Source organism: Microbulbifer sp. A4B17, from assembly GCF_003076275.1.
Taxonomy (GTDB): Bacteria; Pseudomonadota; Gammaproteobacteria; order Pseudomonadales; family Cellvibrionaceae; genus Microbulbifer.
The window spans coordinates 2,595,567-2,621,628 of the sequence record NZ_CP029064.1 but is presented as its reverse complement, the minus strand read 5'-3'; the positions used below and the strand labels follow the sequence as shown (position 1 = coordinate 2,621,628).

Here is a 26,062-nt window from a genome sequence, read left to right as displayed (position 1 = left end):
CCGCTTAAAATGGACTTTCCAATGGTGCCAGACCCACATACACCGCTTTTAGCTGGGTATAGTGGTTCAGGGTCGCAAGTCCATTTTCGCGTCCGATTCCGGATAACTTGTATCCGCCCACCGGCATTTCTGCCGGGGAAGCGCCGTAGGCATTGATCCAGCAGATACCCGCTTGCATCTGGTTGATAACGCGGTGGGCGCGAGTGATATCACGGGTAAATACGCCGGCGGCGAGGCCCAAACGGGTATCGTTAGCGCGGCGGATCACCTCGTCTTCATCATCAAAGACCAGTACCGACATTACCGGGCCGAAGATCTCTTCGCGGCAAATGGTCATATCGTCATGACAGTCGGTGAATACGGTGGGAGCAACGAAGTAACCGTTGGGGGAATTTTCTGGTGAAAGGGTGTGGCCGCCGCAGAACAAGGTCGCGCCTTCCTCTTTACCCTTGCTGATATAGTCCATCACCAGTTGCTGGTGCTTGGCAGAAATCAGCGCGCCGAAGTTGGTGTCCGGATTCATCGGATCACCGGCAATAATATTTTGCTCAACGCGCTCTTTCAGGCGAGCGAGGAACTGATCGTGGATGCTGCGGTGTACAAATACCCGGGTGCCGTTGGTGCAGATTTCACCCTGGGTGTAGAAGTTGCCCAGCATGGCAGCAGAAACGGCTTGCTCCAGGTCGGCATCATCAAAGATCACTAGCGGGGACTTGCCTCCCAGCTCCATGGTTACTTCTTTCAGGTTGGAAGCCGCTGCGGCCATCACTTTCTTGCCGGTACCCACTTCGCCGGTAAAGGAAACCTTGGCGATATCCGGGTGGTTAGTCAGCCAGGCACCCACGGCGCCATCGCCCTGGATTACGTTGAAAACACCCGGGGGCATGCCCGCTTCAATAAAGATTTCAGCCAACTTCAAAGCACCTTTAGGGGTCTCTTCAGAAGGCTTGAAGATCATGGCGTTACCGCAGGCCAGGGCCGGGGCGGCTTTCCAGCAGGCGATTTGTAAGGGGTAGTTCCAGGCACCGATTCCGGCGCAGATGCCCAGGGGCTCGCGGCGAGTGTAGTAGAAGTCCTCACCGACTTGCTGTTGATTGCCTTCAATGCCTGCAGCCAGGCCGGCAAAGAATTCGATGGAGTCGGCCCCAGTCACCACGTCGACAACACTGGCTTCCTGCCAGGGCTTGCCGGTATCAGTCACTTCGATAGCTGCCAGTTCGTCGTTGCGCTCGCGCAACAGTGCTACTGCTTTCAGCAGGATGCGGCTGCGTTCTACCGGCATCATCGCTGACCACTGGGCAAAACCGCGCTTGGCGCTCTCGATGGTTTCTGCCAGTACCTTTTCGTCGGCAACCTCAACCTGATAGCTGACTTCGTTGGTCGCCGGGTTATATACATCAAAGCACTCGCCGCTCTCATTCGACAGGTAGCGGCCGTCTACAAAATTCCGTTGTTTGTCCAGTGACATCTGTCTCTCCATACTGCTTTAACAGAGGGTCAGTCGGTTGTTCGTTGGCGATGGACTTGAAGGGCGCAATGGGCCGATCGTGAAGGTCCAGGCATCATAAAAAAGGGCCGGTCTGACGAAGACTTTTGTCCCTAATCGTCAGATTCCAGCCCGGGCTCGATAGTCGTTTATCGAGCGATATGACACAAAATGTAACATATTTTTAATTTGAACTCTAATTGTTAGCATTCAAAGCAACAAAAGCGGTAGGTTCGTAGGGGATTTATTTCCCGGCGGATACAGCGTAAAACTGATTTTTAGAGGGGTAGGTAGGGCTCGAATTGGGCCATAAATCTCATTTGAACTCTATAAAATCTCTGTTTAAAAATCGAACAAAAGACCAGGCTTAAAAGTCATAAGTCTATCCAGGGGAGGACAAAGCCGGGTTGTTAGCCGGCATAGAGTTTCAATCTGACCTGCTTGTAAGAAACACACGAGTTGGTGCCTGGCGACTGCTTTATGAACCGTTTATTAGCGACCTCTTGGGATTCTGTTTTATGAGCCTTTGCCACTGCTCTGGGGGAAGGGGGTATTTGCGATAGCTTGGTCCAGATCCTTAAAGACCTTGCTCTCAACTAAGGGTTGCAGAGCGCTATCGCTAAGGATTTCTTCTCGATAGCTCTCCCGCCGCTGAATTGCCTCAGCCAGATAGCGCAACGCTTCATCAAATTGCCCCATGGTGGTATGGGCACAGGCCAACTGATAAAAGGCGTGGCTGTTATCCGGGTCGATACCCAAGGCCTGATGGCAAAGGTTCGCGGCCCATTGGGATACCGCATCAGCTTATAGGTAAGCGCCTCTACATCTTCGTGGCGAAGGCGCAATGTCTCATCATAGATCGCTATTTTGTTGGCAATAGAGGATTCCTGCTGTACTCGTAACCAAAGGGACTGAACCTCCTGGGTTAGCCCGATCTCCTCTCGGTTTTCTTCGATGTGCTGGGTTTTCTGCTGGAGCTGCTTTTCTATAACTTCCAGGCGCTTCTCGTACTCCTGGACCAGTTTGGATATTTCTTCATCGGCCAGGGAGTGTACGCGCTCCTTAATATCCTGGAAAGATCGCCAGCCCACTAATACCAGAATCGAAGTGGCTGCAGCGATCAAGTAAAAGAAGTAGGTCACCGTATCGGTGGCATAGGCCACTGCGCGGTCAACAGACTTGTGCTCACGATCGACGATTTGCTGTATTAACTCCTGCTTGGCTTTAGCCTGGTCAATACGCAATTGCTTGATTTCATCGAGCACATAGCGCTCGACAAAAGGGGGTGTATAGGGGTTTCTGGAGGGTATCTACTTCGCTTTGCGCATTTTCCTGATCCTGCTTGTTTTCTCCTGCCTCCTGTGAAGCAGATATAACTGAAATAAATATCAGGAGCAGGGTTCCCGCACTCAAGAGGCGAGGCATATTGCCGTCCCGTGATCATAAATTTCAACCAAGGCCTCATGCAGGGTTCGAACGGCTGCATCATAGTCCGGCTCATTAACAATGAACTGCATATCCACATGGCGCAAAGACTGATGCATAGCCAGCACTTGAATATTGTTAGTGGACATCGATTGCACTGCCTTGGCTAGTACACCGGGGATTTGCATATCGCTACCGATGGCGGAGACGATTGCAACTTTGCGCTGGTTCAATTCTGCCTCGGGAAAGCGTTCCTCTAATGCCGCCTGAATCCGTTTGATAGTTTTCAAATTGGTGGAGAGAAAGTGAGTGAGGGTGTTGGCGTTGGTATCCTTGGAAATAATATGAGCCTTAAAGCGCTTGATAACCAGTAACACCTCGCGATCATAGTCGTGGATAGTTCCAGCCATATCCTGATCAAATAGCTCCAGGGCATAGACACCTTTGCAGCCTGCAATGATTTCCACACGTGGGGAGTCGCTCACATAATCACCCGTGATCAGGGTGCCGGAGTGCTCGGGTTCAAAGGTGTTTTTTACCCTCAGGGGAATATTCTGCTGGCGTAGTCCCTTGGCCGCTTTTGGATGAATTGCTTCCACTCCGAGGTTGGCTAACTGATCTGCAACATCGTAATTGGTTCGGCCGATTGGTACCGCGTTATCCTTTCCCACCAAGTGAGGGTCCGCACTACTCAGGTGAAACTCTTTATGAATCACCGCTTCCTTTGCACCGGTTAGGACCGCGAGGCGGCTGAAAGTCATTTCGCTATAACCGCGATCAAATGAAGTCAGCAGCCCTTTGTCGCTGTGGGCATAACCGGTGACGATGGGAAGCTGCTTGCTCAAGTCGATATTGGAAAAGGCATCACGAATGCGCTCATCCAAAGGGATGTGTCTGTTGGTTCGCCAGCCGGTGAGGTCCACAAAGCAGGCATTAACACCATCCCGCTGGAGCAGTTTTGCGGTGTTCCAGGCACTGTGGGCCTCGCCTAGGCTGGCTAACATTTCCCTCACGGTGGACAAGTGGGCATCGAGAGAAAAATGGCCGTGTTGGCAAAGGCTCTGAAGATCCCGCAAGCATTTCTTGGCACTCTCCAGTCGCTCATCCAGGAAAAAGTTAGCTTCAGCTAGGGGGTCACCGCACTTAAAAAGCCGATTATTGATTTGTCTCAGTGCTTTGCGAAGCTCGGCAAACTTAGTAAGCCAGCTATCATCCTCAATGCTGCTGGAAAAGAGGGCATAAATACCTGGCTGGCCACTCTTTTTTTGCTCGAGAAGCAGGTCAGTAATGCCGCCGTAGGCAGATACCACAAAAACACGGTTATAGAGCCCCTTGGAGCCACCTTTAATAATGTTGTCCCGGACTGATTCGTAGTCCGTCATGGAGGTTCCGCCAATCTTTTCTATCGTATGCATTGTCTCTAACCGTTCCTTTCTCTTGCTTGAAAAAAGGCTGAGCGAATCAAGAAAAATCCGGGTCGGGAGATCGAAGTCGATTTTCTTTTGCGGGAGTGTTCAGGATGTCTATTGATAGACTGAGCTTCTCCTTCAATGTTGTGCTGCAGATAGTTCGTGCTGAGACCCGGTGAATAGGGCTGGATAACTTCTTTCAGGAGAGCTGAGTCGCCATCCGCCATGACGGCTTTCCGACACAATTGCTTTAGGTTGGGGTGCATATCTGCCCCATCAGGATTTGATAGCGTGACTGGAATTCAATATTCGGACAGATGTTCTCTGGTATCTGGGGATGTCTGGTCATTAATACTTCTAACTTGCGACCTGAATAATCGATCTTTTCAGTGTAACTAAGGAGCCGTACAGAGGTGCCTTAAGTCTAGCAGGTTCGCAATTTTTACCAGTTTCCCCCCATTACTAAATCCAGATCGCACTAGCCCCTCAAACCATAAGGGACTTTTTCTCCCAACGCTTAGACAAATATTTATTGAGCAAGGGGCCTGATTCGTAAAAGGGCTTTAGGAGATAGCGCCCCGTCAATGTGCTTCATCAAGTCCATCCTGGGTGAGAATATAGATAGGTGACCAGTTTTCTACTGCTCTATGGAAAAGTGCCCATGAGGGTGGGGTGTATTTCGGGTCTGCTCGGCCGCTTGCTAATCGAACCGGGTGTCTGGGCGGTCGGGGACTATATATCCGGAATATCCGGAGGTAAACCCCAGGGTATTTCCTTCAGCTTTAGCAATCACTGACGAGTGGCCACACTGGAGAAGGTTTCATTAGCCGGAAACTGCACCCAGTGGATAGGTGTTCGCTATTATCTGAGTTTACTCCCGAGGTTTTCTTAGAGGTAAAAAATAAATCTGCGGGATTAATTAGGGAGCACTTCTAAGTAAAAAATTATTGCTGGTAGTCCTTGGAACTGAGGCATTACTGGGACCCACTTTTCATTCAGAATAGAAGGACTTAGCGATTAAAGCCCTCATGGATATAATCGGCACAATTACCGTGGCTTCGAGATTAAGAGGTAGCTTTGAACAGTATCGAACAAGTGCTAGTGGCCCTGCGCAGAGTAATAAGAGCCACAGATTTGCACTCCAAACACCTGGCGAAAACCACAGGACTAACCGCTCCCCAGGTATTATTGCTACAGGCTATTCGTAACAAGGGTGAGGTGACTATTGGTGAGTTGGCCAACGAGGTGAGCCTGAGTCAGGCAACCGTCACCAATATCCTGGATCGCCTGGAGAAGCGGGGCCTGGTTTATCGTCAGCGCTCCCAAACGGATAAACGTAAGGTGCATGCCTACCTGACCGAGGAGGCCGCGGAAACTTTACGCGATGCCCCCATTCCCCTCCAGGACCAGTTTACCCGGCAGTTTGGTGATCTGAAGGACTGGGAGCAAAGCATGATTATTGCTTCGCTGCAGCGCGTGGCGCAGATGATGGATGCCCAGCATATCGACGCCTCACCAGTATTGGATATTGGCGTTCTGGATCGCCAGGGGACAGCCATGGATAAACCTGCTTCGGCACTGGGATACAGCGATATACCGGATTCTGCGGATAAGGATAAAAGCAGTTGATGCGGTCATAAATTGCAGAAAGGAAGAGTAGGGCTTTACTGGAATAGATATGCTCTCCCTCCCCGATGGAGCAGCGAGCAGGAATTTGTCTAAGCTTGCAGCAGGCTCTCTGTGGCGATCGAGGTATTCTGTCTCGACCGGGGGGCTTTCCGGCTACAGGTCATACAGATGGATATCTTGGTTATCGGCGCCGGCCCGACCGGCCTGACTGCGGCAACTGCCCTGACATCCAGGGGACTGAAGTGTCGTATTGTCGAGCGAAAAGACAGCCCCTCTGAACTCTCTCGTGCCGTAGGTATTATGCCGGCCACCATCGATGCGCTCCGGACCCTGGACGCTGCAGATCCGTTTCTTGAGGAGGCTATGCCCCTAAGAAAAATACATATTTTGCGCGATGAGAGGACCCTGGCATATATCGACAACAGCGGCAATGATTTTCGGGATCGGGTGCCTCTGGGGCTACCGCAAAATCGAACTGAAGGTATCCTTAGGGACATTCTTGCTGAGAGAGGGGTTGAGGTTGAATATGGAATCTCAGTCACCAACATAACGACCACGCCGGACAGGGCTGACGTCAACTTTTCAGACAGCTCCAGTGGCTCTTTTGACTGGGTGGTTGCCGCTGACGGCATACAATCTGCTACGCGGCAGCAGTTGAAAATACGATATCCAGGCACTGACCTCCCCAATAAATGGTCAATAGCGGATGTGGATTTGAAAGGGGACTTCGATCCAGAAGAGATAACGCTGGACCTTTATGGTGGTGAGGGTGAGTTTACCTTGATTTTGCCGATTGAAAGGCGCCGAGCCCGAATTGCCTCATCCACCGAAGATGCACTGGCGACACTCAGGCTACCGATGAAAATCGCTAATATCCGTAGGACGGCAGCGTTTAAGATCTCTATCCGGCAAGCCGAGACTTATCGCAAACACCGGGTATTATTGGCTGGTGATGCAGCCCACTGCCACTCTCCTGTGGGTGGGAAGGGGATGAACCTGGGTATGGCCGATGCCATTGTGGCGGCAACAGCTATCGCCACCGAAAGTGTCGACAGCTACTCCACCTCAAGATATGAAGCGGCGGAATCGGTCGTCAGAAAGACAGAGCTGGCGAGAAAGCTGATCTCATCGAGCAATCCTCTGGCAAAATCGGCCCTGTGGCTGTCGGCTCATTGTATTGCCTCTGTGCCGCCAGTTCATCGCGCCTTTATGCGGCAGTGGACGGCGGTCTGAGTGCCAATCTCGAGGGTGGGTTTGGGCAAAAGTGGACATAGGTGACAGGCTAGTGCTACTATTCGTCCGCCGGTTTAAAAGCCATTTTTTATTGCAGTTTACCTCGTAGTTTTAGTCATAATCCTTCGTTCGGTCTCGTTTAAAATAATACTTTTTGCCCGCACAACTCCATTCAATTGGAGCGCAATTGTTCAATCAAGGATATCTATTATGTCTAATACAGTTACTGGTACCGTTAAGTGGTTTGACGAAGGGAAAGGTTTTGGCTTCATCGCCCAGGAATCCGGTCCCGACGTCTTTGCTCACTTCAGCGCAATTTCCGGTGGCGGTTTTAAAACCCTGGCCGAAGGCCAGAAGGTAGAATTTACCGTGACTCAGGGCGCTAAAGGCCCACAAGCAGAAAACATTGTCTGCCTGTAAACTTTAGGCTTCGCCCCCAATAGGGGCGGGACCGTCCACTTCCCCAGCCGGATAAGTGCTGGGGAGGTACCTTCTTTGCTACATGCCCCTATCTTTTATGTAGTGACGGCCCAGCTCTTTAGGCCTGTCACGCATTGTCAATCTGGTAACCTCCAAAAATTGACTAGCTTTTGTCAAGGACTTAGGGTATTTCTCGCCCCAAGACCCGGAGCCGATTACAGCTCATCTACAGTTTCTCGGATATAAGAATGAAAGCAGTTTGTCTTGCGGTTTTTTTAATCGCTTCTTTTGGCGTACTCTCTCCACGGGTTTACAGTCATCCACCCCATTCAAATTACACCGACGCTGAAAGTTTGCTTAAATCTGAAGGTTTTATAGGGGTATTTCTCGTCAAGCGTGATGGCACCGATATTTTGAGGAAAGGGTTTGGCTCTGCCAATGTAGCCCAAAAGATACCCAACCGAATTGATACCCAGTATCGAATTGGCTCTCTCTCCAAAACCCTGACGGCATTAGCGGTTGTACAGCTGAAAAACACTGGAAAAATCCCCAGCTACGACACGCCTGTTTCACATTTTGTGAAGGACTACCCAAGAGGAGATGAGATCACTCTTAGACACCTCCTCACTCATCGCTCAGGTATCCCGGAGTTTTTTAACGGTATTGACCACAGTGAATCCTTTAGTCCGCTGGAGTTGGTCAATCTGACTAAGTTTAAGCCTCTGGAGTTCGAGCCTGGTGAAAAATATAGCTATTCAAACTCAAACTATATTTTACTGGGGTACCTTATTGAGTTGATCTCCGGGTACGCCTACAAGCAGTACTTGTCCCAGCATATTCTGGAGGAGCTCGGCTTGGATCATACAGGTTATGGCGAGAGCACAATCTCCCAAGCGAACCATGCTCAGGGCTATACGACCGCTAACCAGGCTGAACCGGCAAACTATATTGATATGTCGATTCCTTATTCTGCGGGGGCCCTGTCCAGTAACCTGGCCGACTTGGAAACCTGGTCCGAATCCATTGCCACAGGCTCTTTGATTTCTGCCGCTGACAAAGAGGATGTTTTTGCCGAGAGGGGATATGGTTTTGGCTGGGTTACCTCCACTGTCGCTGGCAAAAAAGTGTATACGCAATCTGGCGGAATCTATGGCTTTAGCGCCCTGATAGTCATATTTCCTGAAGAAAACCACTTAATAATTGGGCTTTCCAACATCGAGGGGCAGCAGCCAATACTTAAGCAGCTGGCGGCAACAATTGCCGAAAATGAGTTTTAAACAGATCCTGCATAACTCCGTAATACCTTTGCGGGTCTTGAAGGCTACAGATGCTAGGCAGCATCTGGCTGCGAATGGCCTTAGTCCTTTGCAAGAGCTGCAACGCAGCTGCTGTGGCCTTCAAGACCCGCCCTGCAAGCCAGTGGCATCATGGAGTTATTCATAGGCTCCTAAAGTCCCTAAAATTGCAAGTCGGTAATCGAATAGCCTTTTGGGGAGAGGATCTATAGATCACGTATTTGCAGTCAGGTCTACTCGTAGGCAAGCTTTATACGGGTGGTTAAAATTTCGTCACTTTTACACTTGTTTACTTACCGTTTACCCATTGAGCCTTATCATTCCAGATTAATTGAGAACTTTTTGAGTGACGAAATCAATGGGACCTGATTGCAAAACGCCATTATTGATACTCTTAGCTGAAGACAATCACGCTCTGGCAGCCAATATCATCGAGAGCCTCGAAGAGTACAATATTCGATGTGACTACACAGATAATGGGATTATGGCTACTGAGCTGGCCTTAAAACAGGACTTCGATGTGATAGTTCTCGATGTCCTAATGCCCGGTAGAAGTGGTTTCGAGGTGAGTTCTAAACTTCGTAGTGCAGGAAAAACTACACCAATATTAATGCTGACAGCGTTAGATCAGCTGGATGATAAAATCACAGGTTTTCGATCTGGAGGCGACGACTATTTAGTCAAACCTTTCGAGATGCTTGAACTTGTCGCACGTATTCGGTCTCTCTCAATAAAACGACGCGTGATCCAGACCCGATATAAAGTTGAAGACCTGGAAGTTAATTTGGAAACCCATGAAGTCATACGGCAAGGAAAGAGAATTAACCTGCCTCCAATTTGTTGGGAATTACTCGTGTTTTTGATGCAACAGAGCCCAAAACTGGTTACTAAAGAAAAAATTGAACAGCATTTATGGCAGGTTCTTTCCCCTGAATCTGATGTCATTAAAGTTCATCTGTATCGGCTGCGGCAGGGGATTGATAAGGGTTTTAGTATTCCACTGCTTCATACTATCAGAGGGAAGGGTGTTATTCTGGGGAAGCGTGATGATGGCAATTGACAGCTCCATCCGGAGGAAATTTTTCTTTCACTATATTTGGATTCTTGCCATCGTTATTGCGGGTAGTGTAATAATTATCGAGAAATCCAAAGTCAGAACGATCAAGCGCGCCTTGGGGACGACTCTGATTTCGGTCGCAGAGAAACGGATTGTTGAGGCTGGAGGTGTTATTGATGATCCTTTTTTTGCGCAGCTTCAAATATATAACGACTACAGCTCATTGCCAGTTATGGCGCAGCAGGTTTTAAAGGAAACCGCCAATGAAGAAGAAAGGGTGCACTTTAGTAGGGAGTTAATTGACGAGAGATATTATTTGGCCATTATGCCCTATGCTGAAAATGCTCTGAAGACAACTTACTTTGTGATAAAAATAGAAGAAGCAGCGATACCCACTAAGTATAAAAGAATAGAAGCTGAAATTCTCGTCCCTATCTTTTTAACCCTGATTTTCGCTTTAAGTGTGCCGCTCATCCTTGCAAGGCAGGTAATAACACCATTAAAAGATCTGGAGAAATTTGCACAGGGTAGTAGATATAAATTGATCCCGATTCCAGACTCTTTAGAACAAAGAAAGGATGAATTTGGTCGTGTGGGGCTGGTATTACAGGAGTCATTAAGGCAGGTGTGGAATCATCAAGAGCAGGAAAAGCAATTCTTACAAAATGCGAGCCATGAATTGAGAACGCCTCTGGCGACTATTGGCAGTGCCTTACATGTTGTGAAGGTGAGACTAAATAATGGTAAATCGATCGATACACAGCTGGAGCAAATAGAACGCTCTTATGAACAGATGACCCAATTAACACAAGCTCTGCTGCTCCTTTCTCAAAGTAAGGCAAATTTTGAACCAACAGAATTTGACCTTAGCAGTATGATTCAGAGCCGTGTTGAGCAGCTTAAATATCTTCTGGGTCCGCGCGATGTACAGGTTAATCTAAATTCGGACTCCTCAATTACCTTGAGGCAAGCACAGGTTTTATTGGATATCGCCATAACCAATCTGTTCCGGAATGCCTTTGAGCACACCCTGGAAGGAAGTATCGATATTGATTTTGATGCAAATGGAATTCGGGTTCAGAACCCAATATTGCCAGACCAGCAGGTGCACTTTGGTAGAGGGGAAGGGCGGGGCTTCGGTTTAGGTCTTCATATCCTGAAGCAAGTGGCTGATCAGCAGCAGTGGACATTTTCTTTTAACCAAGATGAACAATACTTAACAGTTAATCTGGCCTGGGGATAAGTTTGTTTACTTAACGTTTACCTTTGTCTCCTTAGAATCACACTCAGAATTAACGGAAGTTTAGCCAGTTCAACTTAGGATTAAACATGTCTAGTTTGCAAAATCAAAACAGTAAGAACTCCCTGTCTCCAACTCTGACTGTATGCGCTGCGCTTTTTGGTGCAGTGTTATCTGGCTCGTCTTTGGCGAATGAGGATATTAAGCAGTCACCGCGGCAGGATGAATCAAGCTTTTCTGTCGGCGTCGGGACTTTCAGCGTTGAGTCGATCTACGTTGGAGGGGAAGAGCAGAATAATGTATTTCCAATACTTTCAGCCCGTTATAAGCGTTTTTACCTTCAAGGTTTTGAGCTTGGTGCTGATTTGTATCGGGATAACCGGCTTCGTGTGAAGTTGGGCGTTGGTGGTGATTTCGCTGGCGATAGGGATAGAGGTGACAGCGATGAACTCAGTGATATGGAAGAGTTGGATCTGGCGATTCTTGCTAACTTATCAATGGACTATAAAAGCCCAGTAGGCCTTTGGAAGGTTGGAATCGCACAAGATGTCAGTAACACTCACGATGGCTATAGCTTTTCAGCAGGCTACAGCTTGCCTTACAGGCATCAAAAATGGATTATTAAGCCCGATTTAACAGTTAGCTGGCAGAGTGCTGGCGCGTTGGATTACTACTATGGTGTAGATCTTGATGAAGTAACTCAAGATCGGGCAGCGTACGAAGCTGATGCGGATATTATTACCCGGCTGGGTCTGCAAGTGGGTTATAACGTCAGTCCAAAGCTAATGCTGATGGGAGGAGTGTATCAAACCTGGTATGGCGATGAGATTAGTAATAGCCCTATAGTGGAGACAGATAGTTCCAGTCGTGTGTCATTGATGTTGAGTTACAGATTTTAATCCTTCAGGGGATGATGGTTTAGAGCGTAATAGCTGGGTGCCCACGACTGATTAGGAACTGTTAGCAGCGACGAATCTAAGTTTCAGGCAGGAATCTAAATCCCTGCCTGAAACTACAACCTGTCTCAATAGTTACCGAGAGAAAATGCACCCACCAGGAATACAAAGCCCAGCAGGGTAAATTGCAAGGATATCTTCCTAAATTTGGGTACCGCAAAGGCAACCACCAACCCACTAATCAGGCTAAACAGCAGGCTTGCACCAAGCATAATTGCTGAAAACCAGAAAAGTGGCCCGGCATGACCTTTATGTATCAGCAGAAATTGATGCCATAGATCGTGTTCTTTTACATGGAGTATCGCTGATTGCTTATCCTGGCTTGGCTCCAAATAGACTTGGCGCTTGTAGCCATACCAGCCAATCCACTCATCTTCCAAATAGAAATCTGCCGGTAATGATACCTCTTTGGGCTGAACAATAGGAGAGATAATATTCAGGGTCTCTTGCTCATTGCTGGGCAAGCCTTTGGGAAGTGAAACGGAGTACTCAAATTGTTCATCGACACCGCCTTCTATATCGAATAGATAGAGCACGCCAGTAGCGATATACAAAATCGCAATGGGTAAAAAAAAGCAGGAAAAGTAGGTGTGGAGTTTGATCCACAGTAAACGGTTTCTGGATTTCATAGGCAACAAAGGGCGCAATGCAAATGCATTGCGCCCTGATAATAAATCAAGTTAAACAAATTAGAAGCGGTAGTCTACTGACAGTCGGATGTCCCGGCCTGCCTCATAAATTCCGGCTACGCTACCCCAGCCGGGAACATCGCTATAATCAGCAACGCTGGAGTGATCCCGATAGTGCTCATTAAACACGTTCTGTATTGCTAAGTTCAGATTCAGGCTGTCATCTGCCAGGGGTTCCCAATGCAGGTAAATGTCGTGTACCTGATAACCGGGCTTGTCAACTGTTTGGGTGGTGTCAATCCAGCCAATTTCTACTGCACGCTGTAAGACCTCAATATCATTCAGGTCTTGTACCAGAGTGTAGTTCCAACCCAGTTCTAACTTAGGTGTAATGGCATAGTTGCCGGTTAGGTTCCAGGTGTTGCCGCGGGCATTGGCCAGGCCATTGTGTTCATAACCCTCTACAGTATTTCCGTTGAGTTCGGAATCATTGTGACTGAAAGCAGCGCTGATGAATACCCGATCCCATGCATAAGAGGCGCTGAGTTCGAAACCTTCAGTCTCCAGTTCACCAACATTTTCGTAGTAAATATCGCCCCCTACCTGATCGAAAATAACATCATCGATAGTGCTGCGGTAGACGGCAGCCTTCAGTCCAAGGCCGCCCTGGCTATATTCTAACCCAAGCTCGGTGTTGTCGACGGTCTCAGCATCAAGGTCAGGATCAAGAGTTGCCGACCACAGAGTAAACCCATCTCCAACTTCTTTGCCGCGCATCGCTGTTGCATGACCGGCAGTAAAGGTGAGTGCATCGGTAAGCGAATAACTCATACCAATATTGGGGCTGAAGCCCTGGCTGTCGGTCTCATCATCATGGGTTACCTGCTCTAACTCATACTCGTCGTAGCGCAGTCCAAAACTCAGTAACAGAGCGTCTGTTGCCTGCCAATGGTCCTGAACGTAAGCACTGCGAACCTGCCCCTCTTCGAGCCAGGAGTAGAGGCCGCCTTCCAGGCCTTCCACTTCATCCTCACGGGCTTCGATGCCGTAGGTGAGGGTATGCTGGCCGATACTGCTGGTATTGCGCAAGTCAAAGCCAAGGGATTCCACAGAAGCGCTGTAGTCATACAGCTCGCGCCACACCTCTGACTTGGTGTGGTAAACCGTTGTCTCCAGATTAATCAGTGCGCTGGGAGAATATTGGTGGTTGACAACAAAGGTCTGGCGCTCAGCATCCAGCGGATATAGAGTCTCATTCTGAAGGGCAGGCCAATTGGGACGAGCGCTGAACTCTCCGGATTCTTCCCGCTGTTCAAAGCTGATATTCAGCTTTTGATTTTCAGATAAATCGCCACTCAATTTTATGAAAGCGAAATCCTGTTCGGAAGCTGTGCCATAGATAGTGTCACCGTCGCCATCTTCCATATCATCGCGATCAACGGTCACAAATGACCCAAGCAGTCCCCAATTGTCAGTGAGTTTGCCGTAAACCGAAGCACTGGCTTTTTCGCCATCATTGCTGAAATAAGAACCTTTTACTATTGCGCCAAACTGCTCGCCCTCATCAAGCAGGTCATCGGCCTCTTTGGTCTTAAAGCGGATTGCACCTCCAATGGCGCCGGCACCGCTGGTAGCTTCACCCGCTCCAGCTTGCACCTCAACTTTCTGCAGCAACTCAGGCTCAATGGATACTCGGCCAATATGGTGGAAGAGGGTACTGGTTTGTGGGGCGCCATCAACGGTAACGTTGAGGAGCGTATCTTCCATGCCACGGATATAGACTTTTTGTGCAATACCCAGCGATCCACCAACAGACACAGACGGAATCTGGCGGAAGACATCGCTAAGATCATTTGCCTGCTGCTTATCGAGTTCTTCTGGCGTGATCTCGGTATCAGTCGCCACGCCGACAACTACTACAGTTTCCATCGCGGCTTCAGCGTTGTCTTCTTGCTTTTGCACTTCCTGTGCCTGGCTAATGCCAGAGGCCAGGGCACTGGATACCATCAAGGGGAGTAACGCGTATTTATTGTGGGAAATGTTGCGGGCCATCGGCTGTCCTTCACAGAGTTACTTATTTGCAAATGCGAATTATTCCTATTGACGACTGTGAAGTACAGCAGTGTTGCATTTGTTACATTTAGTTGCATCAGTGTGTTGGAGAGTTACCTTATGCAGGCTCCAAAGATTGAGTGGGGAGAGTTACTCTCATACACAATCCTCCTACAGAGCGGTTGGAGGCTTCTACGGTTCCGCCCACGCTATGTAGCTGGCGTTGCGCCAGTGCCAGACCTAATCCGAAATTTTTCGATTTTGATGTGCGAGACTGATCTGCGCGGAAAAAAGGCTTAAAGATACTGTCCAGTAGTGCTTCGGGAACTCCGGGGCCAGAGTCTTCAATATTAATAACAAATCTGTTTTTCGTATTTCCTTCCAGAAGGACATGAACGGCTTGCCCCTTCGGGGTATAGCGCATAGCGTTGCGCAAGATATTTTCCAAGGCTTGTCCTACTGCCTTGTGATTAGATTGTCTTATTTCAGCCGAGTCTGGTAAATGAGTGCAGATAGTACGATCGGGAAATTCGAAACGGGCATCCTCAACAATCACATCGATAAGATCGACCAGGTCCAAGTCTTCGATACCTGTAGAAGGCTGTTCGTTATCCAGCCAGGCAAGGGTGAGGGTATCATCTACCAGGCGCCTGATATGAGCAGACTCCCGCTGAATCCTCTGGATATTTTTATCATCAGCGTGACTTGCGCCAGCTCCCTCTATGGCAATATCCAGTCGGGTGAGTGGAGTTCTCAGTTCGTGAGATAGATCCGCGATTAGCTGGCGCTGGTTGACGATTTGCTCTCCTATCCGAGTCGCCATTTGATCAAAAGTTTTGGCTAATTCAGAAATCTCATCGTCACGATTTCCCAATTGGTGGTGTACTCGAACATCAAAGTTTCCCCGACTAAACTCCCGCGTTGCCTGCTCAAGTTTGCGCAGCGGGTGCATAATATGGCGATAGAGCATCACGGAAACTAAAGCTAGGATTCCCATTGGTAGGAGTATTTGCAGCAGGAGTCGCGTTGTTTTCCAGTAGCTGCCGGGGCGCATCCTATCGGGAAGAAGTACCAAGAGACTGGTTTGCTTGGTTGCAAAAGGAATTTCCATCACCGGGTTTTCTTTAAAATACAGGTGGACCTTCCAGTCCACATCCCGACCGAGGTTATAGCCGATGTAGCGATGTTCATTACCCCTCTTACCAGCTACATGGGTTAACTCATATTGGGTAACTGTGGCCCAGGTGTTTTCCTTCTCCTGTAATTCTTTTAACCATTGCTCTAGTTCACCTTCGTTGCTGGAGAGAAACCGCGCTTCCGCCTCCTTGCCCCACTGTTTCAATTCCTCTCGATGAGATGCCTCCAGCATGCTCATCTGCTCCTCGGTGCGAATAGTCAGGGAATTGATCAGGTAAAAGAGAGTGACAATGCCCGCAGTAATTAGAAGGCATAGTTTCCATAAAAGTTTGCGGTTCATTTCAAACAGTACCCTCTGCCATGTACTGTTTGTAGCCGGTCTCCACGCCATCCTGCTCCGGTCAGCTTGCGCCTGATTCGACTCAAGTGCATATCCAAACTGCGGTCATAGGCACCCAGAGTACGGTTGAGAACCTGTTGTGAGAGATAGGCTTTGCTCAATACCTCTCCCCGGTGAACCGCTAACTCCCACAACAATTTAAACTGGGTCGCGGTAAAGTCAATTGCCAGATCGCCGGTGAATGCTTGCTGAGCGTTCAAATCGAGTTGCAGGTTGTCGATTTCTGTGTGGTGGACTGCCTCCATCATCACTGGTTGACTGCGGCGCAATAGTGCCTCAACTCTCAGTAACAGCTCGGTCTTGTTAAATGGCTTGGCCACATAATCATCTGCTCCATGGCGAAAGCCTGCGATTCTCTCCTCTTCAGCGCCCTTGGCAGTCAGGATGATGACCGGAACCTGACTGGTTTTGCGTAAAATTTTGAGTAGAGAAATACCGTCCATTTCCGGCAGCATCAAATCGAGCAAAATTAATTGAGGTTGTTGCTTGGCAGCCTCCAGCAATGCGGTATTGCCATCAAAGCAGGCGTTGACCTGGTATCCTGCGCTTTGGATCATTTCGCAGAGCTGGTCGTTGAGACCACGATCGTCTTCAACGATCAGGATGTTGGATTGTGTGGGAGGTTTTTGGCTCATGAAGACATTAGCTGTATGCAAACTGGTTGTGGAGCAAATTACCACAATGAGCAATGCCTAATATAGTTAGTTGAAGAGATGTGTATTCGTTCAGTCATAGCGCTGGGCTGAACTGCTGATGAGCTCCAATAACTTGGCATTGTATGCTTGAGCATAAAATTTATTGTGTTCGTGCTGCCCGCTATCCAGAGCGTAACCTTCTTTATGGAAGCCGGTTCCACATAGGAAAAATATTTCCTGAGGCCTGAACTCAGCATACTTACCTTGCAAGTCTTCTTCTAGTATCCCGGGCGTTACATGGCCAACCCCTGGAGAATAAACATCCACGAACTTAGCCCGGTTATGAATGAAATCATCTTCCGCATCAGAGAATCCACGCTCCGCTGACAGTGCGGGATCGCTGGCTATTGCAATCAATTCATAGCTTTTTGAAAATTCAGACCACACCCAAGCGACTACACCGGCGAGAAGGGCCGTGCCCAGAAGAAAGGTATTTCTAAGGGTTGACGTTATTGTCTCCACCTGTGGAAGCCCGAAGGCTTCGTCCTAAATAGGAAAAATAGGCTGTGAAAGCCTGGTTAATTTTCCTACGTTGCTGCCCCTGTGGATACAGTCCCAACTTCGCCTCTTGGCTAGCCTTTGAGCCAGCAACCAAAAAATTATTGTTGATACTGGCATCCTGAATAAATGCTTCGAAAGCCCGAGCACTCAGCTCTACAGGCTCACTGTAGTAGACAGAACCATTTACTTTATCGGCACTGATGGAAGCAGTCACCAAGTCACTGGGGTTATTACCACTCTCATCCAGCATCACAGTTTTAAAGCACGTAATAAGTAAGTCATTGAGCGGGTGGGGCACTGGAGTTGCATTCCGCAACCACGCCTCTGAGGCATACATGGTACTGGACGTATCACTGAACGCTTTTTGGGCCAAGTAATGATCAAATGCATGAAACCATTCATGGGCAATAGAGCCTGGCCCCGCGTTTTTGGCGAGAGAAAAGCTCCGGGCAGAGGGGTCATAAAAGGCAGCCATCCCCGGGCGCCCGCCGATTCCATATTGAAAAGACAATGTACCTCGTAAGGATACCAACGCTTCCGGTCCTTGAAGAATGGCCATTAGATCAACAAGTGCATCATAAAAAAGCCCTGCGGCCCGATCGCGCTCTTCGCGAGTGACCCATCGGCCAACAGCAATTGAGCGAAAGCCGAATCGCTTCCTGACATCCACAAACGAAACGGGTTGTCGTTGCTGGGTTGCAGTGTGACCACTGCGATAAAATGCCCTGGTCAGGACCATAATCAATGCCAGTCGATTGGAGGAGGGTGGATATTAATCCTCCGGATTGAAGGCTTGCAAGAAATGGGAAGTGCTTCTATTCCTTTTAACGAATCCAATCGCTTTCTATTCCACCCAGTCAGAAAAGTAATCAACCAAATAGTCAATCGCCATTCGCGCTCGCATGGGTAAAAAGCGACGATTCTGATACACGATCCAGCTACTGGCTCCGCGCCCACAAAAAGATTCCAAGATAGGCTCCAGTAAGCCCTGTTGAATTGAACCACTGAAACTGCTTTTGGGCATATAAGCTATACCCAGGCCTTGCTCGCAAGCTTTCACGATCGCATGGGCATTATTTGTTCTCCAGCGCCCACTAACCTTTACGCTTACAGGCTCTCCATTCAGGTCAAAAACCCATTCATCATTGTTAGCCACCAAGCAACTCTGCGTTTTTAGTTGATCGGGGTGATTGGGAATACCATTTTCTTTCAGGTAACTCGGGCTTGCGACGGCCATCATTTGGCGGTCGGCCAGTTTACGAGCAACTAAGCCGGAATCCTCAAGGCGACCATAGCGTATGGCAAAATCAATCCCATCCTCGACGAAATTGACCATCCTGCTATTGAAGTCCATGTCGATTTTCAACCCCGGGTGTTTCAAGCCAAACTCCATCAGGGCAGGGGCAACATATTGCTCAGCAAAGATACCAGCACCGCTAACTCTTAGTGTTCCATTGAGCTGAAACTGTTGCTGACTAACCTGCTCATTCGCCTGTTGCAGGCCAATCACTAACTCTTTACACCGCTGGTAATAGGCGGTCCCGGCCTGGGTCAGACTTACCTGACGTGTTGAGCGGGCCAAAAGGGATGAGCCCAAGCGCTCCTCCAGACGGGAGACCTGCCTACTCACATGGCTAGTACTGCAGCCAAGTTGCTTGGCAGCCGCTGAGAAACCTTGGCTTTCTGCCACTGCTACAAACTCGACTATGCCGTCAAAATTTTCCATGTTTCTCAATCTCAATTGTTGCCATTCTGCAAAGGTATTTAACAGATTTTACGCATTATCAGCAGGAGAGGGACAATCTACAATCCCTCCCCACTGAATGCTGACCAACAGAGGAAAGAAACATGAAGAAAGTACTTATTCCAGTGACCAACCACGCCACCCTTGGTGAAACTGACCAGGCAAATGGCACCTACTCACCTGAGTTGACTCACGCGATTCACGTATTTATGGAGAGTGGGCTCGACTATGACATCGCCTCTATTAAAGGGGGTAAAGCACCACTCTATGGCACTGATATCGAGGGTGACGACATCAACCAGAAAGTGCTCAATGATTCAGATTTCCAAAACCGTACCAATAACACCATCCCTATGAGCCAACTGAATACTGCAGACTATGATGCAGTATTCTACCCCGGCGGATTTGGTCTGCTTTCTGACTTGGCAACTAACGAAGACTTCGCAAAGCTAAGTGCCGAGATCTACGAAGAGGGTGGTACATTGGCCGCAGTGTGCCACGGCCCCGCTGGTTTCCTACCTATCACCCTGAGCAATGGCGAAAAGCTTTTGGCTAGCAAGTCTGTCACCGGCTTCACTCGTGAGGAGGAGATTGACTTCGGCACCATTAATGACATTCCATTTTTGCTGGAAGAATCTTTGGCGAGGGGCGCTGCCCGCTACAACAAAGTACAACCTTGGCAGGAGTTTGTTATTGAAGATGGGCGAGTGATTAGCGGCCAGAACCCAGCAAGTGCACACGGTGTTGGTGTTGCCATCGCCAAACAGCTTGCCAGCTAGTTCATGGCCTGGCCGGCCCCTTTGGGGTCGGCTCGTGATTCTAAGTAGAGGTGTCCCGTAGTGCAAAATGCAGTTATCTACCCGTCTCTAATGCTTATTGCAGGCATTGGTATACCGGTAATGGCAACGCTAAATAGTGGTCTCGGTATTAAGCTTGGTAGTTCAGCCCTGGCAACTACACTGCTATTTCTCGTTGGACTTGTAATCTCCGTGGCCTATCTCTTGAAAACGGAGGGGTTACCCAGTGCTGTTTTTAGCAAAGATATTGCCTGGTACTTTTACTTGGGTGGGATTCTAGTAGCTTTCTATATATTGAGTGTGACTTGGGTGTCGCCAAGGTATGGTGTGGGTAATGCGGTATCTTTCGTTCTTCTTGGGCAACTGCTCGCCATTAGCGTTATCGACCATTTTGGATTACTGGGTGCGCAGCAAACCAGCTTGGATACCAAGCGCCTTATCGGTCTTGCCATGATGGTTGTTGGCGTACTGTTGGTAGTAAAGCGCACGTCTTAAGGAGCCTCTGAATAACTCCGTGATACCTCTGGCATGCAGAGCGGTTCACAATCAAGGCGCGGCTTCGCAGGAATGTCTAGACCTTTCAAGAAGTCGCAACGCGGAGTGTGCATCGCTCTGTAAGCCCCGAAGGGCGGGCCTTGAAGGCCACAGCTGCTGCGTTGCCGCTCTTGCAAAGGGCTACGGCCATTCACGGCGAGCTACGCCTAACATCTGCAGCCTTCAAGACCCGCAGAGGCATTACAGAGTTATTCAGAGGCTCCTTAATTTCACAATACTAATCGTTATGTACTGAGATCATATGACTAATTTAATCGTTATGGCAAAAGTCACAGTCCGCCCACAATATACTTCTCAGGCATCAGCACTGTTAATCGAGCTGGCATGTAAGTCAGAACAAGAGTCTGGCTGTTTATCCTATAAAATTTTCCCCTCACTGGATGAAGGCAATGTTTTCACTACGCTAGAAGTTTGGGAGTCTTCTGAAGCTGAAATGCAGCATTGGAATACAGACCACTTAAAAACCATCATTGCAAAGTTAAATCCACTTCTTGCTACGGAGGCAAGAATCGAAAAATATTCGGAGGTAAAAACTATCTAGCACAACTGTTATTTCATATTGTAACTTTTTATAATCTTACTTTTATAACTTCAATATTTTCATTTTCATTGAAGTGAGTCTAATCGGGCATCGGCTTAAAGAAGTGCATATATACCAATGAGATAGCCTTCCTGTTAGGTTACTTTTTGATCTCATAATTAGGAGCGCGGCCTTTCTTATAAACTAGAACTGTTCGCTGAAAGCTCATAAAAGTATCTCCTCGCTGATTAATACCACGGGTTTCTACGCTAACAATACCCTGTGTTGGCCTAGACTTGGATTCACGCTTAGAAATGACCTCACTTTCTGCATAAACCGTGTCACCTTCAAAAACAGGTTTGAGCAGTTTAACTTTGTCCCACTCAAGATTGGCAACAACTTTCTTGCTAATAGTATTTACAGTCATACCAGTGACAATAGCCAATGTCAGAGTACTATCTACTAATGGAAGGTTCCATTCAGTGCTCTCTGCGTAATGGGCATCAAAATGGAGTTGCGCCGTATTCATAGTTAACAGGGTCATCCAGGTATTGTCTGTTCGCGTCAGTGTCCTACCTGGGCGGTGCTCGATAATGATACCTTCTACAAAGTCCTCGAAGTAAAAGCCAAAATCTTCGCGATATCGATTGTTGTCAATCTGTTTATAGGGGTTAAATTCCATTTAAGATTGCCTCCTTGATTGAGTGATTGTAAGTTCGCTTGGATATACCCGGAGCACTGGTAGACTTTCGCTGGAGTAGCCTTTAGCTAAGACTATTAAATTTTGAGATTATTTGCTGAGCCTTAGAGTAGATCGGGATATCTATCATTCGGCCTTCATATTGGCAGGCTTTACCTGAGGATTCATTGTAGATACGAACGATTTCCTTTGCTTCCTTATACTGGTCTAGTGTGGGTCTAAAAGATATCTTGATAGTTTTGACCTGTTTAGGGTGAATAGCAGCTTTTCCGCTAAATCCGAGCGATCGAACCTCATTAAGCTCATTGACTAGTCCACTTTCATCTTTAAAGTCAAAATAGGGGGAGTCATAGCAAGCTATCTGTTTGAGTGCAGCTGCCTCGACCATTTTCATACGTGCCCATATGAGTGCTTGTGGGGTGCATTCACAATTCAGATCGGCTGCATAATCAGCGGCCCCAAACATCAAGCCTTGCAACTTTTCGGAACTACAGTTAACGATATCATGTAAGTTGGATGTTCCTTGAGCGCTTTCAATTAAAGCAATAATCGAAATATCCTTATAGGCTTCGCTCAAGAGCTCACTGATAAGATTGATATCATGTTGAGATTCTGTTTTCGGATAAAGCACCATATCTATAAATGGCCTTTTATCAATAATTTCGGCCAAATCTTTTATTCCATTGATCGTTGACAAATTATTTATCCGAATTGCACTTATAACACCATTCGACCTTGGCCTTGAATAAAAATCGATCGCGATATCCCTGGCTCTACCTTTGTCCTCCACTGGTACGCTATCTTCAAGATCAACGATTATTCCATTTGCCCCAACTTCAGACGCCTTAGCAAAGCGTTCCGGTTGGTTTCCAGGGGTGAATAACAATACGGGGAAAAGCTTTAAATTGATCATTTTATCGCTCAAATAAAGTTTTGCTCTTTGGCCTGCTCCAATAAGCTCTTACGGAATTTAGGGTGTGCGATTTCAATCAAGGCAAGGGTCCGCTCTGTGGTTGATTTTCCCATAAGTCTGCAAGATCCATACTCGGTTACCACGTAATCGATATCTAACCGAGAGTCTGTGGTTATAGATTTCAAACGTGGAACTATCCTGGAGGTTTTACCACGCTGTGCCGTTGAGCTACTGGCCAGAATAGTCTTCCCATTTTTTGAGTAGTAAACTCCCCTCACGAAATCCAGTTGTCCGCCAACACCGGAGAATTGATGTCCAATGAATTCCGCATTGACCTGCCCACTGAAATCAATCTCAATAAATGAGTTAACTGAAATCATATTATCGATCTGGGCTATTATTTGGGGTTCATTCACATATGACACGGGTAGGCAGAACATTGATGGATTGCCATCTATAAAGTCAAATAGTTCTTTGTCTCCAGCTGCAAAAGTGAATACGCTCACATGAGGGTTAATTGTCTTTCGGGCATTAGTTACTGCTCCAGACTTAATAAGCTTAATCATACCTGGTGTTATTACCTCGGTATGAATGCCCAGATCTTTCTTTTTAGTTAGTTGTTCACAAACTGCATTCGGAATAGCGCCAATACCCATTTGGATAGTTGCGCCATCAGGTATTAACGGAACAATGTAGTCACCAATTTTTCTATCTAAATCGGTAATCTCTTTTGGAGATTCCTCCGCTAATTCCATATTGTTTTCAACAATGGCATCCACTTCACTAATGTGCAACAAGGTGGCCCCCGCTGTACGTGGCATATTTTCATTCACCTCCACAATTAATCGATTTGCATGGCGCGACAACTCAATAGCATAATCACCATTAGTACCAAAATTGAAATAACCATGCTTATCCATCGGCGCCACAGTTACCAGGAAAGCATCTATTTTAAGTTGCTCTCTGATTATTTGAGGATATCGACTAAAAGATATAGGGACATAGTTAATATATTTTTCCCCTTTTGAAAATCCAGCATTTGCTAATTTAACTTCGTCTTTAGTTAGCATTGAGGAGTAAGGCCTTACTCGGTCCATTAGATCTTCTTGAAAAATAGTTTCCGTCGCGACCTTCCCACAACGCATATAATAGACTTTTAAATGTGTAATAAATCCATTTCGAATATGCTTCTCTAGTGCTGAAAGTAGGGCTGGTGGGCTAGCAGTGCGCATGCCGATAGAAATAACGCTATCGTCTGGGATTAAATTAACTGCTTCTTCAGGTGTTAGCTGTTTCTTTTTATACAGGGCGTTGTTATCCATAGCAGATTAACCGGTTATTTGGCCACACTGTGATCCTTGAAGCGGCTGCTGTCGCTCTTACGGTCCTGTTACAAAGGCGTTAATAAGCAGAAAACGTTCATAGACCTGCAATCAAGCACTGAAAAGGAAGTAAGAGCTACTAAGCCCTGCGATTATAGTTTGTGAATTAAAGCTTGTTTCAAAAGGGCTAGTGACTTAACGATGAATATCATGCAGCTTGTTTGAGCAGATTCGATTCTATGCAGTCGGTATGTTCTAAAAGCTCCGCTGTTGATCTTTATGCCACGGTGGTATTCGTAAAGTACCTAAATCTCTTAATGGTGTTCCATTAGCTTTAAGTGCTATTCACCAAAGATTACTGCCTATCAGCTGTCTATAAGAAAGAATGATGTGACTTTAGCTGATCTATCAAGCAGTGGTATGCCAAACCTCAGCAACTACACTTTTGCAAACACTCGTAGATGCCGCACTGGTACTATTCCAAATAGTTCTTTAGCGGTTCCCAAAGCAACCGTTGGAAGTCTATTTATGACAAAGTCAAAACGTCCACTGATTTCCGTCAACCCCTTGAACGGTAAAACCCTGAAGACTTATCAAGAAATGTCACAAGAGGATCTCGAAAAGGCGATCGGTCGCGCAGACAAAGCCTTTGTAAGCTGGAGAAACCGAAGTTTTAGTGATCGAGCAGTGATACTAAAGCGTGCAAGTAATCTATTTGAGGAGCGATCCGAAGAACTTGCCCGCCTAATGGCGTTAGAGATGGGTAAGAAGCTCAGTGATGGTCAAGGTGAATTGGCACTTTGTGCTGAAATTTTTGACTACTACGCTGAAGAGGGTGAAAAAATCCTAGCTCCGCAACACCTTTCCACCCGCGAAGGGGAGAGCACTTTGGTATTCCAGCCCTTAGGAGTGGTCTACGGCATCCAACCATGGAACTTTCCCTTCTACCAACCGGCTCGCTTTACCGCCGCCAACTTGATCGCCGGCAATGTTGTACTTACTAAACATGCCTCTAATGTTCCCCAGTGTGCCGAAGCCTTCGCACAGCTGTTGTTTGACGCAGGGGTACCGGAAGGAGTCTATACCAATCTACCGATAACATCCGGTGGAGCAGCCTCCATTATTGATGACGATAGGGTCAAAGGAATCTCCTTTACTGGCAGCAATGCCGCCGGCGCAATGGTCGCAGAGCAAGCTGGCCGCAATGTAAAGAAAACTGTTATGGAGCTGGGTGGTGTTGATCCATTTATCGTGCTCGAAGATGCGGATATGGATTTAACGATACAGCGATTTGCGGAGGGAAAGCTGGGCAATTGCGGGCAGATATGTTTGGCTGCGAAGAGAATTATTCTAACTGAGCCCATTGCTGAAGAGTTCCTGGACCGAGCTACCAAGTTGTTCCAAGCGTTGAAACCCGGTGATCCTCTTGTAGAAAGCACAGATTACGGTCCGTTATGTACTGAAAAGGCCGCTGAGCAACTGGAGGATCAAGTCAGCAAGTCCGTTAAGGCTGGCGCTCAATTGCTAGTGGGAGGTAAGCGCAATGGCGCATTTATTGAGCCGGGTATATTAACTGAAATACCCGCTGGTTCCCCGGCAGCCGTAGAGGAGTTGTTCGGCCCCATCGCTTGTGTTTGGGTGGTTCCCGATGAGGAGGCAGCAGTTAAGCTGGCTAATGATAGCCCCTTTGGGCTGGGTGGTTCTGTCTATACTCAGGACCATGAAAGGGGGCGCCGTGTCGCAGAACAGTTGGAATGTGGTACTGCCTTCGTGAACCATGCTGCTTCAAGCTACGCGAGTATGCCCATGGGAGGCGTGAAGAAATCCGGCTATGGTCGAGAACTGGGTGAGCTGGGGATTAAGGAGTTTGTGAATCAAAAGCTGATTCGGTATTTCAATTGAATATGTGAGGCTTTACCCTGTAAACGAACTGGATATCCAAAGGGC

Annotated in this window: 24 protein-coding genes; 11 read left to right on the top strand and 13 right to left on the bottom strand. The window is 47.7% G+C overall.

All coding sequences use genetic code 11. The features are described from left to right. Positions 1-4 precede the first annotated feature (4 nt). The 3 genes from betB to BTJ40_RS11685 all read right to left on the bottom strand — a co-directional run bounded on the left by betB (position 5) and on the right by BTJ40_RS11685 (position 4,326). Positions 5-1,468: a betaine-aldehyde dehydrogenase gene (betB, locus tag BTJ40_RS11695; protein WP_108733258.1), complete on the bottom strand. Its 1,464-nt coding sequence runs from the start codon at positions 1,466-1,468 to the stop codon at positions 5-7. 534 nt (positions 1,469-2,002) lie between these two features. Further along, positions 2,003-2,245 carry a tetratricopeptide repeat protein gene (locus BTJ40_RS22795; protein WP_238151987.1) on the bottom strand — a complete coding sequence of 81 codons (243 nt, stop codon included), beginning with the start codon at positions 2,243-2,245 and terminating at the stop codon, positions 2,003-2,005. Between the two features lie 650 nt (positions 2,246-2,895). Then, positions 2,896-4,326: an aspartate kinase gene (locus tag BTJ40_RS11685; RefSeq protein WP_108733257.1), complete on the bottom strand. Its 1,431-nt coding sequence runs from the start codon at positions 4,324-4,326 to the stop codon at positions 2,896-2,898. Between the two features lie 1,071 nt (positions 4,327-5,397). Between BTJ40_RS11685 and BTJ40_RS11675 the strand changes: the two genes are divergently transcribed. The 7 genes from BTJ40_RS11675 to BTJ40_RS11645 all read left to right on the top strand — a co-directional run bounded on the left by BTJ40_RS11675 (position 5,398) and on the right by BTJ40_RS11645 (position 12,093). After that, positions 5,398-5,949, top strand: a complete 552-nt coding sequence (locus BTJ40_RS11675) for a MarR family winged helix-turn-helix transcriptional regulator (protein ID WP_238151986.1) — start codon at positions 5,398-5,400, stop codon at positions 5,947-5,949. A 111-nt stretch (positions 5,950-6,060) separates the two neighbouring features. After that, positions 6,061-7,182, top strand: a complete 1,122-nt coding sequence (locus BTJ40_RS11670) for an NAD(P)/FAD-dependent oxidoreductase (RefSeq protein WP_157954036.1) — start codon at positions 6,061-6,063, stop codon at positions 7,180-7,182. Positions 7,183-7,392: 210 nt separating this feature from the next. Beyond that, the gene (locus BTJ40_RS11665) at positions 7,393-7,602 is read left to right on the top strand and encodes a cold-shock protein (RefSeq protein ID WP_108733254.1); all 210 of its coding nucleotides are present in this window, start codon (positions 7,393-7,395) and stop codon (positions 7,600-7,602) included. Between the two features lie 248 nt (positions 7,603-7,850). Then, positions 7,851-8,879, top strand: a complete 1,029-nt coding sequence (locus BTJ40_RS11660) for a serine hydrolase (RefSeq protein ID WP_108733253.1) — start codon at positions 7,851-7,853, stop codon at positions 8,877-8,879. Between the two features lie 364 nt (positions 8,880-9,243). Beyond that, positions 9,244-9,957 carry a response regulator transcription factor gene (locus BTJ40_RS11655; RefSeq protein WP_157954035.1) on the top strand — a complete coding sequence of 238 codons (714 nt, stop codon included), beginning with the start codon at positions 9,244-9,246 and terminating at the stop codon, positions 9,955-9,957. Beyond that, entirely contained in the window at positions 9,944-11,197 is a 1,254-nt protein-coding gene (locus BTJ40_RS11650; protein WP_157954034.1) for a HAMP domain-containing sensor histidine kinase, read from the top strand. The genes BTJ40_RS11655 and BTJ40_RS11650 overlap by 14 nt, the downstream gene beginning before the upstream one ends. Positions 11,198-11,283: 86 nt before the next feature. Then, on the top strand, positions 11,284-12,093 hold the full coding sequence (locus BTJ40_RS11645; RefSeq protein WP_108733250.1) for a MipA/OmpV family protein: 810 nt from the start codon (positions 11,284-11,286) through the stop codon (positions 12,091-12,093). Positions 12,094-12,218: 125 nt separating this feature from the next. Here BTJ40_RS11645 and BTJ40_RS11640 read toward each other — a convergent pair whose 3' ends face one another. From BTJ40_RS11640 to BTJ40_RS11610, 7 genes are all read right to left on the bottom strand, one after another. Then, entirely contained in the window at positions 12,219-12,779 is a 561-nt protein-coding gene (locus tag BTJ40_RS11640) for a hypothetical protein (protein ID WP_108733249.1), read from the bottom strand. A gap of 60 nt (positions 12,780-12,839) precedes the next feature. Beyond that, positions 12,840-14,831 carry a TonB-dependent receptor gene (locus BTJ40_RS11635; protein ID WP_108733248.1) on the bottom strand — a complete coding sequence of 664 codons (1,992 nt, stop codon included), beginning with the start codon at positions 14,829-14,831 and terminating at the stop codon, positions 12,840-12,842. A 118-nt stretch (positions 14,832-14,949) separates the two neighbouring features. Continuing rightward, positions 14,950-16,308, bottom strand: coding sequence for a histidine kinase sensor domain-containing protein (locus BTJ40_RS11630; RefSeq protein WP_108733247.1), 1,359 nt, complete (start codon positions 16,306-16,308; stop codon positions 14,950-14,952). Next, positions 16,305-17,003, bottom strand: a complete 699-nt coding sequence (locus BTJ40_RS11625; RefSeq protein ID WP_108733246.1) for a response regulator transcription factor — start codon at positions 17,001-17,003, stop codon at positions 16,305-16,307. The genes BTJ40_RS11630 and BTJ40_RS11625 overlap by 4 nt, the downstream gene beginning before the upstream one ends. Positions 17,004-17,093: 90 nt before the next feature. Continuing rightward, complete coding sequence (locus tag BTJ40_RS11620) at positions 17,094-17,450, bottom strand: hypothetical protein (RefSeq protein WP_108733245.1); 357 nt, start codon at positions 17,448-17,450, stop codon at positions 17,094-17,096. Between the two features lie 49 nt (positions 17,451-17,499). Further along, positions 17,500-18,303: a CLCA_X family protein gene (locus BTJ40_RS11615; protein WP_108733244.1), complete on the bottom strand. Its 804-nt coding sequence runs from the start codon at positions 18,301-18,303 to the stop codon at positions 17,500-17,502. Positions 18,304-18,408: 105 nt separating this feature from the next. Continuing rightward, complete coding sequence (locus BTJ40_RS11610; protein ID WP_108733243.1) at positions 18,409-19,290, bottom strand: LysR family transcriptional regulator; 882 nt, start codon at positions 19,288-19,290, stop codon at positions 18,409-18,411. A 122-nt stretch (positions 19,291-19,412) separates the two neighbouring features. On the opposite strand from BTJ40_RS11610, the gene BTJ40_RS11605 reads away from it, so the two are divergent. The 3 genes from BTJ40_RS11605 (at position 19,413) to BTJ40_RS11595 (ending at position 21,201) form a co-directional block, all read left to right on the top strand. Further along, the gene (locus BTJ40_RS11605) at positions 19,413-20,087 is read left to right on the top strand and encodes a type 1 glutamine amidotransferase domain-containing protein (protein ID WP_108733242.1); all 675 of its coding nucleotides are present in this window, start codon (positions 19,413-19,415) and stop codon (positions 20,085-20,087) included. Positions 20,088-20,147: 60 nt separating this feature from the next. Continuing rightward, positions 20,148-20,600, top strand: a complete 453-nt coding sequence (locus BTJ40_RS11600; RefSeq protein ID WP_108733241.1) for a DMT family transporter — start codon at positions 20,148-20,150, stop codon at positions 20,598-20,600. A gap of 301 nt (positions 20,601-20,901) precedes the next feature. Further along, positions 20,902-21,201: a putative quinol monooxygenase gene (locus BTJ40_RS11595; protein WP_108733240.1), complete on the top strand. Its 300-nt coding sequence runs from the start codon at positions 20,902-20,904 to the stop codon at positions 21,199-21,201. A gap of 139 nt (positions 21,202-21,340) precedes the next feature. Here BTJ40_RS11595 and BTJ40_RS11590 read toward each other — a convergent pair whose 3' ends face one another. From BTJ40_RS11590 to BTJ40_RS11580, 3 genes are all read right to left on the bottom strand, one after another. Then, on the bottom strand, positions 21,341-21,862 hold the full coding sequence (locus tag BTJ40_RS11590; protein ID WP_108733239.1) for a MaoC/PaaZ C-terminal domain-containing protein: 522 nt from the start codon (positions 21,860-21,862) through the stop codon (positions 21,341-21,343). Between the two features lie 82 nt (positions 21,863-21,944). Further along, the gene (locus tag BTJ40_RS11585; RefSeq protein WP_108733238.1) at positions 21,945-22,805 is read right to left on the bottom strand and encodes a CoA ester lyase; all 861 of its coding nucleotides are present in this window, start codon (positions 22,803-22,805) and stop codon (positions 21,945-21,947) included. After that, complete coding sequence (locus BTJ40_RS11580) at positions 22,802-24,115, bottom strand: acetyl-CoA hydrolase/transferase family protein (protein ID WP_108733237.1); 1,314 nt, start codon at positions 24,113-24,115, stop codon at positions 22,802-22,804. The genes BTJ40_RS11585 and BTJ40_RS11580 overlap by 4 nt, the downstream gene beginning before the upstream one ends. 528 nt (positions 24,116-24,643) lie before the next feature. Here BTJ40_RS11580 and BTJ40_RS11575 point away from each other — a divergent pair. Continuing rightward, positions 24,644-26,017, top strand: coding sequence for an NAD-dependent succinate-semialdehyde dehydrogenase (locus tag BTJ40_RS11575; RefSeq protein WP_108733236.1), 1,374 nt, complete (start codon positions 24,644-24,646; stop codon positions 26,015-26,017). Positions 26,018-26,062 lie beyond the last annotated feature (45 nt).

Excerpts from the sequence above, each read along its gene's own strand:
- BTJ40_RS11625 (WP_108733246.1), bottom strand. The coding sequence starts at position 17,003 with ATGAGCCAAAAACCTCCCACACAATCCAACATCCTGATCGTTGAAGAC.
- BTJ40_RS11575 (WP_108733236.1), top strand. The coding sequence starts at position 24,644 with ATGACAAAGTCAAAACGTCCACTGATTTCCGTCAACCCCTTGAACGGT.
- BTJ40_RS11610 (WP_108733243.1), bottom strand. The coding sequence starts at position 19,290 with ATGGAAAATTTTGACGGCATAGTCGAGTTTGTAGCAGTGGCAGAAAGC.
- betB (WP_108733258.1), bottom strand. The coding sequence starts at position 1,468 with ATGTCACTGGACAAACAACGGAATTTTGTAGACGGCCGCTACCTGTCG.
- BTJ40_RS11650 (WP_157954034.1), top strand. The coding sequence starts at position 9,944 with ATGATGGCAATTGACAGCTCCATCCGGAGGAAATTTTTCTTTCACTAT.
- BTJ40_RS11615 (WP_108733244.1), bottom strand. The coding sequence starts at position 18,303 with ATGGTCCTGACCAGGGCATTTTATCGCAGTGGTCACACTGCAACCCAG.
- BTJ40_RS11660 (WP_108733253.1), top strand. The coding sequence starts at position 7,851 with ATGAAAGCAGTTTGTCTTGCGGTTTTTTTAATCGCTTCTTTTGGCGTA.
- BTJ40_RS11685 (WP_108733257.1), bottom strand. The coding sequence starts at position 4,326 with ATGCATACGATAGAAAAGATTGGCGGAACCTCCATGACGGACTACGAA.
- BTJ40_RS11590 (WP_108733239.1), bottom strand. The coding sequence starts at position 21,862 with ATGGAATTTAACCCCTATAAACAGATTGACAACAATCGATATCGCGAA.
- BTJ40_RS11640 (WP_108733249.1), bottom strand. The coding sequence starts at position 12,779 with ATGAAATCCAGAAACCGTTTACTGTGGATCAAACTCCACACCTACTTT.
- BTJ40_RS11630 (WP_108733247.1), bottom strand. The coding sequence starts at position 16,308 with ATGAACCGCAAACTTTTATGGAAACTATGCCTTCTAATTACTGCGGGC.
- BTJ40_RS11605 (WP_108733242.1), top strand. The coding sequence starts at position 19,413 with ATGAAGAAAGTACTTATTCCAGTGACCAACCACGCCACCCTTGGTGAA.
- BTJ40_RS11665 (WP_108733254.1), top strand. The coding sequence starts at position 7,393 with ATGTCTAATACAGTTACTGGTACCGTTAAGTGGTTTGACGAAGGGAAA.
- BTJ40_RS11580 (WP_108733237.1), bottom strand. The coding sequence starts at position 24,115 with ATGGATAACAACGCCCTGTATAAAAAGAAACAGCTAACACCTGAAGAA.
- BTJ40_RS11635 (WP_108733248.1), bottom strand. The coding sequence starts at position 14,831 with ATGGCCCGCAACATTTCCCACAATAAATACGCGTTACTCCCCTTGATG.
- BTJ40_RS11645 (WP_108733250.1), top strand. The coding sequence starts at position 11,284 with ATGTCTAGTTTGCAAAATCAAAACAGTAAGAACTCCCTGTCTCCAACT.
- BTJ40_RS11595 (WP_108733240.1), top strand. The coding sequence starts at position 20,902 with ATGACTAATTTAATCGTTATGGCAAAAGTCACAGTCCGCCCACAATAT.